This window comes from Nostoc sp. JL34 (genome assembly GCF_017114945.1).
In the GTDB taxonomy this organism is placed as follows: Bacteria; Cyanobacteriota; Cyanobacteriia; order Cyanobacteriales; family Nostocaceae; genus Nostoc.
The window spans coordinates 1-19,248 of the sequence record NZ_JABXKQ010000128.1 but is presented as its reverse complement, the minus strand read 5'-3'; the positions used below and the strand labels follow the sequence as shown (position 1 = coordinate 19,248).

11 protein-coding genes are annotated in these 19,248 nt (G+C 40.4%); 8 read left to right on the top strand and 3 right to left on the bottom strand.

What is annotated here, in order from left to right; all coding sequences use genetic code 11:
• Positions 1 to 28 precede the first annotated feature (28 nt).
• The 5 genes from HWQ44_RS23000 (at position 29) to HWQ44_RS22980 (ending at position 10,163) form a co-directional block, all read left to right on the top strand.
• Entirely contained in the window at positions 29 to 1,228 is a 1,200-nt protein-coding gene (locus HWQ44_RS23000) for a response regulator (protein WP_292723505.1), read from the top strand.
• Positions 1,229 to 1,746: 518 nt separating this feature from the next.
• The gene (locus HWQ44_RS22995) at positions 1,747 to 2,109 is read left to right on the top strand and encodes a response regulator (protein WP_292723502.1); all 363 of its coding nucleotides are present in this window, start codon (positions 1,747 to 1,749) and stop codon (positions 2,107 to 2,109) included.
• Between the two features lie 128 nt (positions 2,110 to 2,237).
• Positions 2,238 to 2,711 (top strand): chemotaxis protein CheW, encoded by a 474-nt coding sequence (locus HWQ44_RS22990; RefSeq protein WP_292723500.1) that lies wholly within the window; start codon positions 2,238 to 2,240, stop codon positions 2,709 to 2,711.
• A 126-nt stretch (positions 2,712 to 2,837) separates the two neighbouring features.
• Entirely contained in the window at positions 2,838 to 6,146 is a 3,309-nt protein-coding gene (locus HWQ44_RS22985; RefSeq protein ID WP_292723497.1) for a GAF domain-containing protein, read from the top strand.
• Positions 6,147 to 6,539: 393 nt separating this feature from the next.
• Positions 6,540 to 10,163: a response regulator gene (locus HWQ44_RS22980; protein WP_292723494.1), complete on the top strand. Its 3,624-nt coding sequence runs from the start codon at positions 6,540 to 6,542 to the stop codon at positions 10,161 to 10,163.
• A 198-nt stretch (positions 10,164 to 10,361) separates the two neighbouring features.
• Here HWQ44_RS22980 and HWQ44_RS22975 read toward each other — a convergent pair whose 3' ends face one another.
• Genes HWQ44_RS22975 through HWQ44_RS22965 form a run of 3 tightly spaced genes read right to left on the bottom strand, consistent with a single transcriptional unit; the run spans position 10,362 to position 13,128 of the window.
• Positions 10,362 to 11,066, bottom strand: coding sequence for a Uma2 family endonuclease (locus tag HWQ44_RS22975; protein ID WP_292723491.1), 705 nt, complete (start codon positions 11,064 to 11,066; stop codon positions 10,362 to 10,364).
• 54 nt (positions 11,067 to 11,120) lie between these two features.
• Positions 11,121 to 12,017: an ABC transporter permease gene (locus tag HWQ44_RS22970; protein WP_292723489.1), complete on the bottom strand. Its 897-nt coding sequence runs from the start codon at positions 12,015 to 12,017 to the stop codon at positions 11,121 to 11,123.
• A 25-nt stretch (positions 12,018 to 12,042) separates the two neighbouring features.
• Complete coding sequence (locus HWQ44_RS22965) at positions 12,043 to 13,128, bottom strand: spermidine/putrescine ABC transporter substrate-binding protein (RefSeq protein ID WP_292723487.1); 1,086 nt, start codon at positions 13,126 to 13,128, stop codon at positions 12,043 to 12,045.
• Between the two features lie 338 nt (positions 13,129 to 13,466).
• Here HWQ44_RS22965 and HWQ44_RS22960 point away from each other — a divergent pair, with 338 nt between their 5' ends.
• The 3 genes from HWQ44_RS22960 to HWQ44_RS22950 all read left to right on the top strand — a co-directional run bounded on the left by HWQ44_RS22960 (position 13,467) and on the right by HWQ44_RS22950 (position 19,188).
• Positions 13,467 to 15,032: an extracellular solute-binding protein gene (locus HWQ44_RS22960; RefSeq protein ID WP_292723486.1), complete on the top strand. Its 1,566-nt coding sequence runs from the start codon at positions 13,467 to 13,469 to the stop codon at positions 15,030 to 15,032.
• Between the two features lie 109 nt (positions 15,033 to 15,141).
• Positions 15,142 to 16,701, top strand: coding sequence for an extracellular solute-binding protein (locus HWQ44_RS22955; RefSeq protein WP_292723484.1), 1,560 nt, complete (start codon positions 15,142 to 15,144; stop codon positions 16,699 to 16,701).
• A 183-nt stretch (positions 16,702 to 16,884) separates the two neighbouring features.
• Positions 16,885 to 19,188 (top strand): ATP-binding protein, encoded by a 2,304-nt coding sequence (locus HWQ44_RS22950; protein WP_292723482.1) that lies wholly within the window; start codon positions 16,885 to 16,887, stop codon positions 19,186 to 19,188.
• Positions 19,189 to 19,248 lie beyond the last annotated feature (60 nt).

The window sequence follows — 19,248 nt, the reverse complement described above, 5'->3', positions numbered from 1 at the left end:
GTTAGCTTTTTTATAAAAGGAACAAACTATGTCCCCTCGGGAAGTTATTTCAAATAATCTAGTAAATGAATTTAAAACTTGTACTCAGCTGCAATATAATGGCAAATTAAATATTAAGAGTTCAAAGGGCAGCCAATGGACTTTTTACTATCGGCTGGGACGAATAGTTTGGGCAACGGGGGGAACTCATCCCTTTCGACGCTGGCGTAGACATATGGCTCAAAACTGTCCCCAAATTGATGTTGATAAGTTACAGTTGCGTTTGCAAGACCTATCGATTGATTATTGGGATTATCGTCTTCTAGAAATATTGTATAAAAAACAGAAAATCCAGAGGGAACAGATTAACTCTATTGTCGATAACACGATAGCAGAACTATTATTTGACCTAGCTCTGCAAGGAAACTTTGCTTCTATAAGTTGCAATCGTAGCCAAGAAGTGATCCTAGAAACCCCAATGAGTTTCACGAGTGCAGAAATGTCTGTAAAGCATATGCAAGACTCGTGGAAAATTTGGTCAGAAGCCGGTTTAGCAAATTTTTCTCCTGACTTGGCACCAGTTCTGCGGCGACCAGAGCAACTTGAGCAGATGGTAAGTCCATCTGTCTATAAAAACTTTGTGAATTTAATCAACGGCAAATTAACTCTGCGAGATTTAGCCATGAAAATGAAGCAGAGTGTACTGCCACTTACCCGTTCGTTGCTTCCCTATGTCCTTAAAGGAATCATTGAATTGGTGGAAGTCCCAGACTTGCCTTTAGGAGTTACTGAAGTCAACAATAACTCCACCACCACACAAGTAAAGAAGCGGATTGCTCCACTAGTGGCTTGCGTTGATGATAGCCCTCAGGTATGTAAAATGCTAGAGGATATTATCACTTCACATGGATTGAGATTTATCAAGATTCAAGATGCTGTACAAGCTCTACCAACCCTCATTCAGGATAAACCAGACCTGATTTTCTTGGATTTGATTATGCCAGTTGCCAGTGGTTACGAAATTTGCACTCAGTTGCGACGAATATCTACTTTTGCCAACACACCAATAATTATATTAACAGGCAGTGATGGTCTTTTAGATAGAGTTCGTGCCAAAGTAGTTGGTTCTACAGATTTTCTCACTAAACCTGTAGTGGCTGATAAGGTAATGGGTATAGTGCGTAAATATTTACCTACACCGACTGTCTCCACTGACAAGAGTAAATCTAATTTAGAGATTTGTAATTAGGGAGAATTAGAGGCTATTTTTGATTCTAAATTCTTCTTCAAAATTTATATATTTTTCCACCTCAGTAAAAATTAAATTCCTGAGGTAAAACAATTTTAGTTTTTGTATTTGAGATTTACCCCAACAATTAAGTCAGGAGCTTGCCAATTAATTTTAGATTTTGGCAGACAGAGTTTAAATTTATTTTCGTGTTTTAATTCGCTTCATATTAGATATTTTTGGATGTGTAATCAAAAATTCAAAATTTCAACCTCGGCGATAAAAATATTTTGCATCTATATATATTAATTTACGTTTATTACGTACTTTTTCTGAGGTTGATACATAAAGATTGAATCAAAATTAGACAAATACAAATTTTTGTATTTATAGCAGTCCTATTTGATTTGTGAAATATTGGTTAGGGCAAAGGGGTTAGGGCTAGTCTCTAGTCCCTTCCATGTCTTTTTTAAGAAATCATTTAGGATTTGTATGCCTAATTTACTTACATTTTGAGAAAAATTTAACGAGTAATTGCCATGAATACTGTTTTAGTTGTTGAAGATGGCTTAACAGATATGGAAATAATCAGCCGTTACTTACAACAGGCAGGTTATTCTGTGATTAGCGCTACCAGCAGTGAAGAGGCTCAAGAAAAAATAGATAAAAATAAACCAGACCTAATATTTCTCGACGTAATTTTACCAGGTAAAAGTGGCTTTGAAATTTGCCGAGAACTGAAAAATAATCCCAACACTAGTAAAATACCCGTGGTTTTTTGCTCTACAAAAAATAGTGATGTAGATAAAATTTGGGGTAATATGTTAGGCGCTGATGGTTATCTCTCAAAACCGATCGATCGAGACGAATTAGTGGTAATTTTAAAGCGATTAATTAATTAATTAACAAAAATGTTGTTAATCAACAAACACTAGAAGTTATTTTTTCTAAAGTATAACCTCTGTGAAATCAAATAATAACTGCAAATAGTAGCTAAAGGTAAATTATCAAGGATAAAGGATCAATAAGTTTGGAAACCAAGGAAAAGTTTTTAAGTTTTAATTTGGGAGTAAGTGATACAGCCGTAATTTCGTTACAACACATTACAGAAGTTTTGCAAGTATCATTACCAGAAATATGTGGCGTTCCTCAGATGCCCAGTAGTGTTTTGGGTATTTATAACTGGCGTGGTGAGATGCTTTGGTTAGTAGATTTAGAGGGAATGTTAGGTTATCCTCCAATTTCGCAAGGGCCAAATTTACTTTCAAGAATGATGGCGATTGTTTTGGAAAATAAGGGTAAGTACTTGGGACTATTGGTGCGACAGCTTATAGATATTGAATGGCTGGATACTAAAGAAATGAAACCCGCAACTGCTGAATTATTTTATCCTAAAATATCACCTTTCTTACAGGGATACTTTATTAATGATTCGGAGGACATGATTTTTAATTTGAATGCCATAACGATTATCCAAGCTCCTATGTGGGCAATTCATAATTGAATACTTCGTAACAGTTGATCAAGAGTAGTATTTTCACAATCCCTAATCTTTAATGCTCAAATATCAGATTGCTCTTATCTGCCACATATTAAATTATTACTCATTACAAATTTTGAGGTTAATCAAATGACGTTCTTGTATAACAATAGCCATGAAAATGATCATCTAATCTCTGAATTAGAAAATCAAAATGGTAACGTGAATATATCGAATATTGCCAGTAATGAAATATCTTTATTAAATGCGATTGCTCAGGAATTTAAAGCTTGGCGGCGACAGTTGCAAGACATTGCAACTCATATGCGTCAAGCACCAGACCTGGATACACTACTCAAAATTACTGTAGCGCAAATTAGAGAAAAGATTGGTTGCGATCGCGCTTTAATTTATCAGTTTACTTCTCGAGAATCAGGTAATGTTTTAGCAGAATCCAGAACACTAGGTTGGACACCGACTTTAGGCGAAAATATTCCAGGAATTATTTTTGGCTTATATACCAATCAAGACTATATAGAATCTGTAGTTATTGACGATATCAATCAAATACAACTTACACCCTATCAAAAGCAACTGCTAGAAAAATTTCAAATTAAAGCTAGTTTGAGTTTACCGATTTTAGTAGAAGGGAAAGTATGGGGATTACTATCAGTAAATAATTGCTACTCAACGCGACAGTGGCAAGAAGTAGAAATTAGTCTTCTGTCTCAAATTACAACAGAACTGACCTATAAATTGCAGAGCTTTGAATTCCAAAAAGAACAGCAACAGCGGATACTAGCAAAAAAATCGGTAGCTAAAGTCATTGACAAAATTCTGCGGGCATCAAATGTCGATAAGCTTTTTCAAACAACCACTCAAGAAGTACGTCAATTACTAAAATGCGATCGCGTCGGTGTCTATCGCTTCAAACCTGACTGGAGTGGCGAGTTTGTTGCTGAGTCAGTGGGTAATGGCTGGATAAAAATGGTCGGGCCTGATTTTTCCATGGTCTGGGAAGATACCCACTTACAAGACACAAAAGGAGGACGTTATGCCAAGGGTGAAACCTTCATAGCCAATGACATTTATCAAATGGGCCATTCTCAATGTCACATTGACATTTTAGAGCAGTATGAAATGAAGTCATACGTCATTGCGCCAATATTTTCTGGAGAAAAATTATGGGGTTTGCTGGCAGCTTACCAAAATTCTGGGCCTCGTGATTGGCAACCTTGGGAAGAAACTTTTGTGACTCAAATTGGGCTGCAATTTGGTGTGGCTATCTCACAAGGGGAATATCTGGAACAAGTGGATAAAAAATCTGAGCAACTAGCTCAAATACTTGAACAAGAAAAAGCTTTAACCAAAATAGTCAACCGCATCCGACAATCCTTAGATGTAGATAGCGTCTTCAAAACAACCACCCAAGAAGTACGCCAATTATTGCGATGCGATCGCGTTGTAGTTTTTCGCTTCAATCCTGATTGGAGTGGTGAATTTGTCGCTGAGTCAGTGGGTAATAATTGGATAAAACTGGTAGGCCCCGATCTTAAAACTGTCTGGGCAGATACCTATATGCAAGAAAATCAAGGGGGTCGATATGTCCAAGGTGAAAGCTTTGTCGCTAATGACATCTATAAAGTAGGTCATTCTCCCTGCCATGTTGAGATGTTAGAGCAGTTAGAAGTTAGAGGCTATGTGATTGTACCTGTATTTTCTGGAGAAGAATTATGGGGCTTGCTAGCAGCTTATCAAAACTCTGGGCCTCGTGATTGGCAACCTTGGGAAGTCAGCTTTTTAACTCAAATTGGCTTGCAATTTGGTGTAGCTATATCACAGGCAGAATATCTTGAACAAGTGCGAGTTAAATCTGGACAACTAGCTCAGTTAGCAGAACAAGAAAAAGCTGTTACAAAAATCAGTAACCGCATCCGGCAAATCTTCGATGTGGAAGATATTTTTAAGATAACCACTCAAGAAGTACGGCAATTATTGCGATGCGATCGCGTCGCAGTCTATCGCTTCAATGCCGACTGGAATGGTGAATTTGTGTCTGAGTCAGTAGGTCATGGTTGGGTAAGACTGGTAGGCCCCGATATCAAAACTGTCTGGGAAGATACCCACTTACAAGAAACTCAGGGAGGTCGATATGTCCAAGGGGAAAACTTTGTTGTAAATGACATCTACCAGGTAGGTCATTTCCCCTGCCACATTGAGATGTTAGAGCAGTTTGAAGTTAAAGCTTATATGATCGTTCCTGTATTTGCTGGGGAACAATTGTGGGGCTTGCTAGCAGCTTATCAAAATTCGGGAACTCGTGATTGGGAAGAATCGCAAGTCAATTTGTTGGCACGCATTGGCAGTCAGTTAGGACTAGCATTACAACAGACCGAATATTTGCAACAAGTAGAAGCGCAGTCAGCAAAATTAGCAGAAGCAGCAGCACGGGAAAAGGCAGCCAAGGAGTTACTACAACAACGATCTATTCAACTTCTAACAGCCCTTAGACCCGCCCTCAACGGCGACTTAACGGTACGCGCACCGATTACCGAAGACGAGCTAGGTACGATCGCCGATGCCTACAATAATACCCTACAAGCGCTGCGGCAAATCGTTATTCACGTACAGGGCGCTGCTCAACAAGTTGCCCAAACTTCTAGTAATAGTGAGGCTTCACTAGCGGGACTGACCAATCTGGCGCAACAACAGTCTGAAGAAATTACCGCAGCCTTAGGCGAAATTCAACATATGGTGGACTCTACTGAAGCTGTGGTGGCAAATGCCGAGTTAGTGCAACTAGCAGTGCAACAAGCCAATCAAACTGTAGAGTCTGGGGATACCGCTATGAACTTGACTGTAAAAGCAATCCAAGGAATTCGCGACACCGTTGCTCAAACCAGCAAAAAAATTAAACGCCTCAGCGAATCCTCACAAAAAATCTCTAAAGTGGTGAATTTGATTGGTAATTTTGCCACACAGACAAACGTACTGGCTTTGAATGCAGCCATTGAAGCCACCCGTGCAGGTGAATATGGCAAAGGCTTTGCAGTTGTAGCTGATGAAGTCCGTTCTTTATCTCGCCAATCAGCAGCAGCAACCATCGAAATTGAAAAATTAGTTCAGGAAATTCAAGCAGAAACTGGGGAGGTTGCAGTAGCAATGGAGACTGGTATTCAGCAGGTAGTTGAAGGTACAAATCTTGTCAGTGACACTCGCCAAAACTTAAATGCGATCGTTTCTGCAACTGCCGAAATTAGTCAGCTAATCGAGCGAATTACCGCAGCGACTCAAAAACAAATGGCGCAATCTGTAACAGTAACTAAATCAATGCAAGATGTAGCAGAAATTGCTAATAAAACTTTTGCTGAATCTCAAGAAATTGCTAGTGTGTTCCAAGATTTATCAGGGATGGCGCAAGAGTTATTAACAGCTGCTGGTAAGTTTAAAGTGAATTGATCAAAAGTTAGGACTTAAGTAGAGTGGCGTGAATAATTCAAGGTTTGTAGTGAGGACTTTAGTCCTCATTTGAGGGCTGAATCCCTTACTACGAAATAATCTCAGTATTTGTTACATTACTTAATGTACCTTGACTTATTCTCACAGACTTACTTAGGAGCTATGGCGACAAAGCATTTTTTTGATAATTTTTGACATCGTAACGATATTTCTAAATGCTTTGTCCATATTTGATTGTGAGTTTTGATTTCGACTAAAGAAGAGTGCAATTGGCAGAAAATATTCTTCAGCATAAAAGTTTTTAATTTGCTGTTGATCAACTCCTAACTCTTAACTCCCAGTTCCTAACTCCCACTTCCTAATTCCCAACTCCCAACTCCTAACTCCTTAATTATGATCACAGATAAAGAAATTCGCGAGCAAGGATACATCTACTTTCTGGCTGAAGCCCCGGAATTAGTCCAAATTATTGAACAAGAACTATTTAGTTTATCGGAAGGTTATAGCACTGCCAAAGTTCATAACTTAATGCGGGCTACTCATACACTTAAAGGTGGTGCTGCTAATGTTGGGCTAGAAGTAATTAAGATGATAGCCCATTTTTTAGAAGATGTATTTAAGGCTCTATATAATCCAACAGTAGTAGTTGATGCCGAATTACAAACACTTTTGCTACAAGCTTATGAGTGTCTAAGCATAGCATTAAATACTGAACTAATAGGCAGTACTGTTAACGATGAAGAACTGCTACATAGAGCCACTTCAGTATTTGCACAGTTGCAAGAAAAACTAGGTGATGCATTTGGGGCTGAATCTCATATTCCCACTTCTGAAGAATTGGGATTTGATATTGTGCAGTCCGTTTTTGAAGTGGGAGTAGAGCAGCGTCTCAATAGTATTGCTGACGCTGTTAACAATCCACCAAATATTGAGGAATTTATCGAGTTCTTACACTCTCAAGCTGAAGTATTTATCGGATTGGCAGAATCTCTAAATTTACCTGGATTAGGAGAAATTTCTCAAACAATTTTATCAGCACTGCAAGCAAATCCTACCCAGGTGCAGCAAATTGCAGAAATTGCCCTTGCAGATTTACAAGAAGCACAAAAATTAGTATTAGAAGGCGATCGCACATCTGGTGGAGAGCCTTCTCCAGGTTTGCGAAAGCTTACAACAGTGGCAAATAATGAGTTATCTGAAGAATTGCCAAATAATTCATTGGCTGGCACATTTATTATCAATGAAAAAGAATTCTACCAGTTTCTTACTACATCTGATAACCAGAAAAATGAATCGGTAAAGCCAGCAACTGCCAAGTTTTATTTAAAAGTAATTCGCTACATTTTTGGCTGGTTTAATCATCAGATGCAAATACCAGAGGTAGAACTTAGCTTGACTTTGTTGGTTCCTACATTAGAAAGAAAAAGTCTACTTAATTATATCGAAAATTGGCTGGAAAAGTTTATTGATTTTGTCCAAAATGAAGAAGATAGTCAAAGTCTTTGTATTTATCGACGGGGGATCATCTTAATCATTCTATTTGCAGTTGCAAAATTCCAATATTCCCTAAAACCCTCTGACAGCTACCTCTTAGTAATTAAAATTCTCCAGAACCAAATTCATAAATTAGCAAAAGAATATAAAAATTATCCTCCTGTTACTGGCGAAGAGAAAAACTGGCTTGATAGTCCCAAGTTACAAACACTGCTAGTTATTAAAGAAATATCTGTATCTCCTCAAGCAATTGACAACTTACTAGAAACAATATGGGGAGAAGACGCTAATCAAAATCTTGCTGCTGAAGTCGTGACGACCCAGACTGATGATTCTTCAGAAAAGCTTGATTCATTAACTGTCAGTGAGCAGGTAGTTATAAATACTGCTGAAACAGCTATTGAAGTTGTACCCGATTTAGCTACACAAATCAACAAAGAAATAGAATATCAATCGCAATATGTTCAAACTAAAAATTTTCGTCAACCTTCATTTATTCGAGTCGATACAGAAAGACTGCAACATCTCAATTATCTAGCTGGAGAATTACTGATTTACCAAAAACGGCGTAGTTTGCAAGATGAACAAGTCAAAGAAATAATTGAACAATTAATACAACAACTCACTAGACACCAAACTACTTTAAATGAATTACGTGATTTACCATTACAAATACAAAATATTACCTCCCAACAAACGCAAAATTTTGCAGTGAACTTTGACTCTTTAGAAATGGATGTATATACAGAATTTCATATGACATTGCATGAAGCAATAGAAGAAACACTGCAACTACAAGAAACCACAGAGTCTCTTGACTTGCTTGTGACGCAAGCTGCTCAAATTAGTGACAAACAAGAAAATTTAACTCTTAATATTATAGATAGCTTAGTAGAAGCACGAATGTCGCCCTTGGGCAATATCCTGAATCGCTTTCCTCACATGGTAGATAAGTTGGGGAATGTTTATGCCAAACTTGTAGAATTAAAACTTACTGGTACTGAAGTACTAGTAGATAAAGCGATCGCAGAAAAGCTCTACGATCCCTTGTTACACTTAGTGCGTAATGCTTTTGACCACGGTATTGAAGCTCCGCAAGTTCGCCGAGAGCTTGGTAAACCAGAACAAGGTTTAATCGAAATCTGCGCCTATCATCAGGGTAGCCAAACTGTTATCGAAGTTCGGGATGATGGTCAAGGATTGAATTTAGATAGAATTCGCAGAAAAGCTGCTGATTTTTATCCCATACAAACTGAAGAAAAAACTAGAACCTATGCTTCTAATTTAGCTGAACCTGAACTTTTAGATTTGATATTTTCGCCTGGATTCTCTACTGCTAATAAAGTAAGCGAAATTTCTGGGCGCGGTATGGGTTTAGATATTGTGCGTACTCAGTTACACGCACTTAACGGCTCAATTTCAGTTCAATCTTTACCCAACCAAGGATCAATATTCATACTCAAAATTCCTTTTTCTATGACTACAGAAAAATTAATGCTAGTTCAAGCCAAAGGTGTTATTTATGCCCTGCTTTTGGACAGTGTAGAAAAAATCTTGATTCCCTCCGAGCAACAGATTAAAGAAATTGAAGGAAAAAAAGTCTTGCATTGGAACACAGACAATGATGAAACTATGGTCAGCCTCCGTCAACTTTCAAAGTTGATTGATTATAATGATTCATTCTTTAATAGTGCTACTTCATACAATACATCAAATACTCACGATCCAAGCGTAGCGAAAAATCCGGTACTTTTGCTACGACGAAATCAGGGAAAGGTTGCTTTAGAAGTTGACCAAATAATTGGTGAACAAGAACTGGTAATTAGACCTTTAGGAAATGCGATCGCACCGCCAAAATACATTTATGGTTGTAGTAGTTTAGCTAATGGTAATCTCATCTTAGTGATTGATGCTTCCTTGCTAGTAAAGTCTAGTGAAATCCAACAAACAACACTTGATATCAGGGCGCTACCAGTAGCTTCTTCGCCAAATAAAAAAGCTTTGCCGATATCAGGACATACTTTTTCATCTACACCATTACTTGTTGCATCTACTTCTACAACAACTATAGAAACCCAACCCAATTATTCTCAAGAGCCAGAAAATAAATCACCAAAATTTATTTTAGTAGTAGATGACGCAATTAGTCTCCGACAAACTCTCTCTCTCACTCTACAAAAATCTGGCTATCAAGTAATACAAGCTCAAAATGGTGTAGAAGCTCTAGAAAAGTTGCAGTTACATCCAGAAATTCAAGTTGTTGTCTCCGATTTAGAGATGCCACGGATGAATGGTTTTGAGTTATTGAGCAATTTCCGTCAATACCCCAATTTAGCAAAAATACCTGTAGTAATTCTGACTTCTCGCAGCGCTGAAAAACATCGCCAGCTTGCCCAGGAATTGGGTGCTAAGGCTTACTTAACCAAGCCTTATTTAGAGCATGAATTTTTGTCTACAATCAAAAGTTTAATTAACAGTAACAAAGATGATTCTAAGCATTTACTTATGGTGACAAATTATTGATTAAGTAGTCATTATTCATTAGTCATAGGTCGTTGGTAAAACCAAGATTTTGGTGCATATTCCGTCCTTTGTGGGCAGAAAAATTTTGTCTTTCACCGGACTAATTCAAACCACGTTAAAGAGTGGGCGTGATATTTCAAGCAATAATGACTAATGACTATCGCATTGCGGTTTGATCTTTTTGGAAATACCATCGCCTTAATTACCAGGTAGATTATTTGGATCTACACCTAGAGAACGTAAATACTGCACTAACTGTTCAGCCTTTTGCCGCTCCTGTTGTGCCTGTTCTGCATCTGTCAAATAGCGGTTTCCTTGCTCATCATACCAACATAAAAACTCCTGTTGTATCCCGGCAATTACAGCTTGGTGTCGCCCAATACCTAACCCCACCTCTGGCATCAAATAGGGTTCACCTATTTGTAGTTGGTAATTTCCATCTATCAACTTATATACTTCAAAAGGTTGATGTTGGTCGCGTCGCCAAAACTCAGGGTTATAAATTACGTAGTTCAATACACCGAGTTTTCTATATGTATCTAGCTTTTCGTCGTATTCACCTCCTGGAGTATGGGATACCATTTCTAATGTGAATATTGGAACTATCCCATTTTCTTCCCAAACCGCATAACTTTTGCGTGATTTACCACCCTTTTTGCGTTCTACTCCCAGACTTAAAAAAGCATCTGGGACTACGGGTACTCTGGGATTTACTCCTGTGGTGTGATACACTCCCATATCTACTCCGAAGTACCAATCCATGCGATTTGCCCAAATGGAGTTAAGTAAGAAGAGTAAAATATTGGGCAAAAAGTTTTGATCTTCGTTATCCACCGGGGTATCGTCTGAACAGGGAAGTTCATCGGTAGTTGGTAACGCATTTTTGAGATCGGGTGAGAGCATAACCGTTGTCTCGCTGGCGTTTGATGCCTTTATTATAAATGAGCCAACAAAAGTTTAGCGTTTGGGTGCAGCTTCCCCAAACTTAATTAAAAGTGCGATCGCAATACTAACAAGCAAAATTAACATCATACTTAAAGCTGAACCAAATCCCCAATTTTGCGTTGCTCCAAGAAACTGGTTATAAATTAACCGCGCTGCCGTCATACTAGAAGCACCACCGAGTAATTCTGGATCGACAAAATCCCCCAACCCAGTGATGAATACAAGCATTGAAGCAGCCGCAATTCCAGGTAAAATTTGCGGTACGGTTATTTGGTAAAAAGTTTCCACTGGATTTGCACCTAAATCAGCCGCAGCTTCTAACAAGCGCTTGTCTAGCTTTTCGAGAGAAGCATATAAAATCAAAACCATATAGGGTAATAAGCTGTAACTCATGCCAATCAATACAGCTTGACTATTGTTAAGTAATTCCCAAGTAGGCAAGCCTAAATTGCTAAATAAACTGTTCAATAAACCAGTAGGACGAAGAATTGTAATCCAAGCATAAGAACGGAGTAACGAGGAAGTCCACAAAGGTAGAACAAAGCCTAATAGCAGCAAATTTCGCCAACGCTGCGGCGCTATCTGAGCAATCCAATAGGCGACGGGGAAGCCCAAAATTAAACAAATGATGGTAGTACCAAATGCAAAAAATAGCGATCGCCCAATGACTTGCACGTAAAGGGAGTCAAATATTCTGATGTAGTTTTTGAATCCGTTGGGATTGACCACATCTCCCGGTCGGATGTCTGCAACTAAACTCAACTCGAAAATTATCAAAGTTGGCAGCACCAACAAAAGTAATAACCAAATCGCAGATGGTGCCAGTAATACCAAAGGTTGCAGCCAATTTCTTACGGGGTGCTGCAATTGTTCTATTTTAGAAATCTCATTTTTTTCCAAATTAATCATTCCTAACTCCTAACTCCTAACTCAATTAACTGCTAGTTAATTGAGTCCAATAACGATCGTAAACCTCTTCAAATTCTCCTACAGGTGTAACACGTTCACAATTTTTTAACAGTGACTCTGGGGGAAACAAATTAGTGTTGTTTTGGATTGTTTTTGGCAATTGCTCAAATCCGGCGTTATTCGGTGTAGAAATATTTAGGCGTTGAGTGATTTGGGCTGCGATTTCTGGTTGCAAAATCATGTTAATCCAAGCATAAGCTCCAGCTTGGTTGGGGGCTGTTTTGGGAATTACAATAGTGTCTGTCCATAATGAGGAACCACTGCGAGGAATTACATATTTGAGTTTAGGATTTTCTTGAGAGATTTTAACTGCATCTGCCGAATAACACATTGCCAGTAGCAAATCTCCTGCCAGAATTTGATTTTGCCAAGCGTCAGTGTCAAAACGGGCGATCGCAGGTTTTAGAACCTTCAATTTTTCATAAGCTTGTTTGATTTCTTGTTCATTTTTTGAGTTATAAGAATAACCGAGCATTCGTAAGGTTGCACCCATCACTTCTCGAACATCATTGAGCAAAGTAATTCGCTGATTAAGTTGCTCTTGATTTTGCCAAAGGTAATCCCAGTCTTGTGGTGCATCTTTAATTTTTTCAGAATTGTAAAGTAAACCTGTCGTACCCCAGTTAAAAGGGATACTATAGCGGTTATTGGGGTCATAACTAGGATTTTGAAAACGGGGAAATAAATTCTCTAGACCGATTAAGCGATCGTGATTTATTTCTGTTAACAAGCCTTTGTCTACCATCTTCTGCACCATATAATCAGATGGGTTGATGATGCTGTAAGTGCCACCGCCTCCAGCTTGTAATTTAGCCAGCATGACATCATTGGAATCATACACATCTGCCAGCACTTTCATGCCAGTTTGGGCGCTAAAAGTTTTCAGTAATTGATTGTCAGTATATTGTGTCCAGGTAAAGATATAAAGTTGGTCACGCTGACCATTCGTATTAGAATTAGCACGGACTTCAGCCAGCCTCCAGCCACAACCACCTAAAGATAAGCTAGAAAATGCTGTCACCCCTTTTAAAAATTGGCGTCTGTTAGTCATTAAGTTAATAGTTAATCATCTTTTGTATTGTTGTCGATTGATTCTAAATATGCCTTTAATTGGAGTGCCCATAGGTAGTTTAAAGATTAACTTAAGTGTATCTACCTGTGCAACTGTTAATAAATTACTGCTGTCAGCTAGTGTTAAACACGGTTTTTAATCAAGCTTGAGTTATAAAAATTAACAAAGCGAGCGATCGCCAAATTATCAACGAAACTCAGTGTGGCAAGCTGAACTGCACTTCTGTAGTAGCAAAAATTACAGGTTTTGTCCTTACCTTAGCAGTTAAAACTGTGACAGGAGTTTTGGATTCATAACTGTAAGGAGGTAATTATAAAATGTCTTATTGGCAAAGCTTTCGCTCTCAGTGGCAGCGAGTTCGATATTATCTGATTTTTCTGACTGCCATCTGGTTGAGCTTAGGGGTTCCAGGTTGCAGTTTCTCTCCACCCAATTCTCAAACAGCTTCATCTCCAGGGCCTACCCAGATAAACCCGGCTGTACAACGTTTTGACGGTGTGACGATTAACGTCATTACCCAAAAAGGGGTACTGGATGTTGCACTTAATCGGCATATCGGTAAGTTTGAATCTCTGACTGGTGCAAAGGTGAATATGGTAGCTTTTCCGTTTGGAGACCTCTACCAGAAACTACAACAGGACTGGTCGAGCCGCACTCCTAAGTACGATATGGCAGTCATTCTTTCTAAGTGGTTAATTGACTTTATCAATACCAACGATCTAGAAGATTTAACCAATCGGGTTCAGTCTGACTCGGCCTTGCAATGGCAGGATATTGCTCCCATCTTTCGAGATGTGAGTGCAAGGTATAAACAGCACATTTACGCGATCCCGTTGGATGGTGATTTTCAGATGGTGTACTATCGCAGCGATCTCCTCAAAACTGCTGGATTAGAGCCTCCGACAACTTGGGACGATTATCTGGCGATCGCTAAACAGTTTCATGGCAAAGACTTAAATAATGATGGGGAACCGGATTACGGCTCTTGTATGGCAAAAGGCCCTCGCTTTGCCGGTTACTTGCTGTTTGCCTCAATTGCTAGTTCCTGGCTGCAATCTCAGGGAACAGCACAAGGAATATTTTTTGATCTGGAAACCATGAAACCTTTGGTTCGCAATCCAGCGTTTGCTAAGGCGTTAAATATCTATAAAAAAACGATGGAGTATGGCCCGCCCAATGAAGCAAACTTGAGTCTCTTTGAAGAAAGACGACTGTTTACCAGCGGCAGATGCGCCTTGACTCTGGAATCGGGAGATATTGGCACATTAGCAATCAATCCGGCTACGTCGAAAGTAATTGACAAAGTAGGCGCTGTTGTGACTCCGGGCAGCACTCAGGTACTCGATCGTCAAACAGGGAAATTGGTAGCTTGCGATAAGTTTAGCTGTCCATATAGCATTGCTGGGGTTAATCATGCGCCTTTTACTGCCTTCGTGGGTTGGTCTGGTGTTGTGTATGCAAAGGCAGTACCAACAGTCAAGGATGCTGCATATTCGTTCCTTTCCTATATGAGTCAGCCTGCTCAGGCAAATGTGGATGTCACTATCGGCGAGACAGGTATCAACCCTTACCGGATTTCTCAATTTCAAACCATTGATTCTTGGCTCAAAGCAGGGATGTCGCCCGATGCTGCCAACAACTATTTAGGTGCGATCGGTGTCAGCCTGAATAGTCCAAACATGGTTTTGGATCTGAGGATTCCTCATAACCAGCAATATCAATTGGATGTCCTCGATGTTGTTCTCGCCGATTTCTTAGCAAGCAAACTGACGACACAGGAGGCAATGCAGCAGATTGAACAGGGATGGGAGCAGATTACCAACAAAGTGGGGCGTGAGTCTCAACGCGCTGCTTACCGCGCTAGCCTTGGGCTAACCCCATAAGGGGCAGTGGTAGATAAAAAAGCTTAATGATCGCTCGTCAGATTGTCAAATCAACCCACAGTGGAAAATTAAAACCAATTATATACCGATTACAACTATGAAGGATAAAATGTCTCATTGGCGGAGCTTTTGCTCCCACTTTCAGGTAGTTCGATATGGTCTGATTTTCTTGGCTGCCCTCTGGTTGAGCTTAGGAGTTCCAGGTTGCAGTTTTTACCCACCCAATTCTCAAACAGCTTCATCTCCTGGGCCTACCCAGACCAACCCGACTGCACAACGCTTTGACGGTGTGACGATCAACGTCATTACTCATGATGAAGCCATTTATACGGGGACTAAGCGACATATTGCTGAATTTGAATCGCTGACTGGAGCGAAGGTCAATCTAACGGGTATTCCCTTTAAAAATCTTTACACCATATTGCAAAAGAACTGGTCTGGTAACAATTCAAAGTACGATATAGCAGTTATCTTGCCTCAATGGTTGATTGACTTTATCAACGCTGGTTATCTGGAAGATTTAACTGCACGAGTGAAGACTGATGCTGCTTTGCAGTGGGATGATATCGCTCCGATCTTTCGGAATGTCAGTGCGACTTATAAAGGGCGCACCTACAGTATTCCGTTGGATGGCGATTTTCACATGGTTTATTACCGCAGCGATCTGTTAAAGGAAGTTGGTTTAACGCCTCCAGAAACGTGGGATCAGTATTTGGCGATCGCTAAACGGTTTCACGGTAAAGACCTAAATGGCGATGGTAAAGCAGACTATGGCTCTTGTATTTCAAAGCGTGCTCATGAAAATAGCACAAGTATGTTGATATCTATTGCTACTCCTTTTTTGCAATCTCAGGGAACAGTACAAGGGGCATTTTTTGATCCAGATACGATGAAACCCCTAGTGAACAATCCAGCTTTTGCCAAAGCACTGGATATTTACAAAAAAACGATGGATTATGGAGTTCTCCAGGATGAAAATCTGGGTGGTTCTAAAGCTAGAGAATTATTTATCACTGGCAGGTGCGCTCTGACTATTGATTGGGGCGATGTCGGGCCTCTAGCTATAGATTTGTCTGTGTCTAAAGTGATGGATAAAGTCGGTGCTGTCATCACTCCAGGTACTACTCAAGTCCTCGATCGCAAGACCAACAAATTGGTCGCCTGTAATAAGTTTACCTGTCCTTATGCTATTGATGGTGTCAATCACGCGCCCTACGCAGCCAATGTCGGTTGGACTGGTGTGATTCATGCCAAGGTAGCACCGAGGGTACAGGATGCCGCATATGCGTTTCTCTCCTATATCAGTCAACCTACTCAGTCCAATGTAGATGTAACCATTGGTACAACTGGCTTCAATCCCTACCGAATTTCGCAATTTGAAAACTCAGATCCCTGGATTAAAGCAGGACTGTCGTCCGAAGCTGCCAACAACTATCTTGGAGCAATTGGAGTAAGCCTGAACAGCCCCAACATAGTTTTGAATTTGAGCATTCCCCATAATCAGGAATATCAATTTGAAGTCCTCGATGCGGCTGTATCTGATTTTTTAGCGAACAAACTTACCACAGAGCAAACAATGCAGCAGATTGAACAGGGATGGGAGCAGATTACCAATAAAGTGGGGCGTGAGTCTCAACGCGCCGCTTACCGCGCTAGCCTTGGGCTATGAGGGGGACAAGGAGAAATAACAAATGCTCAATCCTTAATCTCCACTCCCCAATCCCCAATCCAACTGTTCATCTCACAGATGAAGTGGGCATCTTAGAAATAATTGGGCAAGAATAACATTAGGAGTGATTAACAATGCACTGCCTATCTCAGTAGTTTGAGACCGCAAAAGGAGCCACAGAGCGTGCGAAATTGGAACCTCAGCACAAAAATTATTGCTTCTTATTCAGTGCTAATCGCAGTGATGGCTGGAACAATAGCTTCTGGGATGTACTGGCAGTTGTACTCTAGTCAACGACAGGCAATCCGTAATCGTCTTTTGGCGATTGTCAGTCTAGCAGTTCCCCAAATCGACAGCGATTATCACGGATTGGTTCTCCAGCGTAGCGATCGCACCTCAGCCTTTTACAAAATTAATCAAGAGAAGCTTGTAGCAATTCAAGCAACCAGTAAAGATATTAAGCGTATTTATACGGTACGCCAACAACCAAATAAAAAATTTGTCTATGTCTTAAACTACGACCCTGCCGATCAAGGCAAAGGTGTATTGATTGGCATGGATTACACAAAGTCATTAGATGATTTGTATGCAGCCGTTGCCCACAATGCACCGTTTGTTGAGGAGGAATTTCACCAAACTGCAAATGGCGAAACCATTCTTTACGGCTATGCCCCAATTACCAATCTCCAGGGGCGGGTGAATGGATTCTTGGTGGTTGAACTGGACGCAAGTTCTGTAGTTCGCCAGGAATATTCGGTAGCCGGATTTGCTCTGATAAATTTTTTCGCTGTGTTGTTAGTAACTGTAGTTTTAGTGCGTTGGCTATCGCGATCACTGGTAGTGCTACCCATTTTACAACTCAATAGCGCTGCCAAGCAATTAGAAACGGGGAATTGGAATGCCACTCTACCAAGCAATGTCTACGACGGGCTACGCCTACGCACCGATGAACTTGGAGAACTCTCCGTATCTTTTAACAGCATGGCCAAACAGTTACAAACCTCCTTTGCCACCTTAGAACAAAAGGTAGAAGAACGCACACTTGAACTAGCAGAAGCAAAAGAGAAAGCCGATACTGCAAACCTTGCCAAGAGTGAGTTTCTTGCTAACATGAGCCATGAACTGCGAACTCCGCTCAATGGCATCCTGGGCTATGCCCAAATTCTCCAAAATGGTGAACCCTTAACAGAACGAGCTAAAAAAGGTGTAGATATCATCTATCAGTGTGGTAATCATTTGCTCAATCTGATTAATGATGTCCTTGACCTCGCCAAAATCGAAGCCCGCAAGTTGGAATTATATCCCAGCGATGCGTATTTACCGGCACTTCTCGAAGGCATTGCTGAGATGATGCGCGTGCGTGCTGGTCAAAAAGGAATTCCCTTCATCTATCAACCTGATGCTAATTTACCTGTTGGCATTACAGTCGATGAAAAACGCCTCCGCCAAGTGCTGATTAACTTATTGGGCAATGCTATTAAGTTTACTGACGAAGGTGAAGTTAGATTTCGCGTTAAAACTCACAAACTGGAAACTGCAACCTATCAAATTCGCTTTGAAATAGAAGATACAGGGGTCGGAATATCGCCAATCGGACTCACAAAAATCTTCCAGCCCTTTGAACAAGTGGGCGATCTGAAGAAACAAGCAGAAGGTACTGGATTAGGACTAGCAATCAGTCAGCAAATCGTTTCTCTGATGGGTAGCACCCTAAATGTAGACAGCCAGGTTGGACAAGGTAGCACCTTCTGGTTTGAGGTGGAACTTCCCGAAGCTCAAGAATGGGCAACAAGTCTGCGAACAACTAAGCAAGGGAAGATTATAGGATTTGAAGGCAGCAAGCGCCAGGTGTTGGTAGTCGATGATCGTTGGGAGAATCGGTCAGTTTTGGTCAGTTTACTGGAACCTTTGGGTTTTGCAGTGATTGCCGTCAGCAACGGTCGAGAAGGATTGGACAAGGCGAAGGAGATTCATCCTGACCTGATTATTACAGACTTGATGATGCCAGAAATGGATGGTTACGAGATGCTGCGGCAATTGCGACAGATTCCAGAGTTGCAGAATGTTCCTGCGATCGCCTCTTCAGCTAGTGTATTTGAAAGTAACCAAAATGAGAGTATCACAGCCGGAGCCGATGCGTTTTTACCCAAGCCTGTAGAAGCCCCAGCGCTGCTGAAGTTGTTGGAAAAATACCTGGGTTTGAAATGGATTTATAACCAAAACTCCATTGTTGTAGAAGCAATGACAGGCAACTCAGAGGCAATGTCTCTATCCACCCCAGATGAGATCGTTCCCCCAACCGCAGAGGTTTTGTCACAATTGCACACATTAGCGTTGCAGGGGCGCTTGATGGCCATCGAGCAACAGCTAAAAACTTTGGAAAAAGTGGATGAACAGTACCAACCGTTTGTTAAAGCAGTCCGTAAGTATGCAGATAATTTTCAGATTGAAAAAATCCGAACATTTCTTGAACAGCATCTTTCCTGATCGAAGGACTGGGGACTGGGGACTGGGGACTGGGGACTGGGGACTGGGGACTGGGGACTG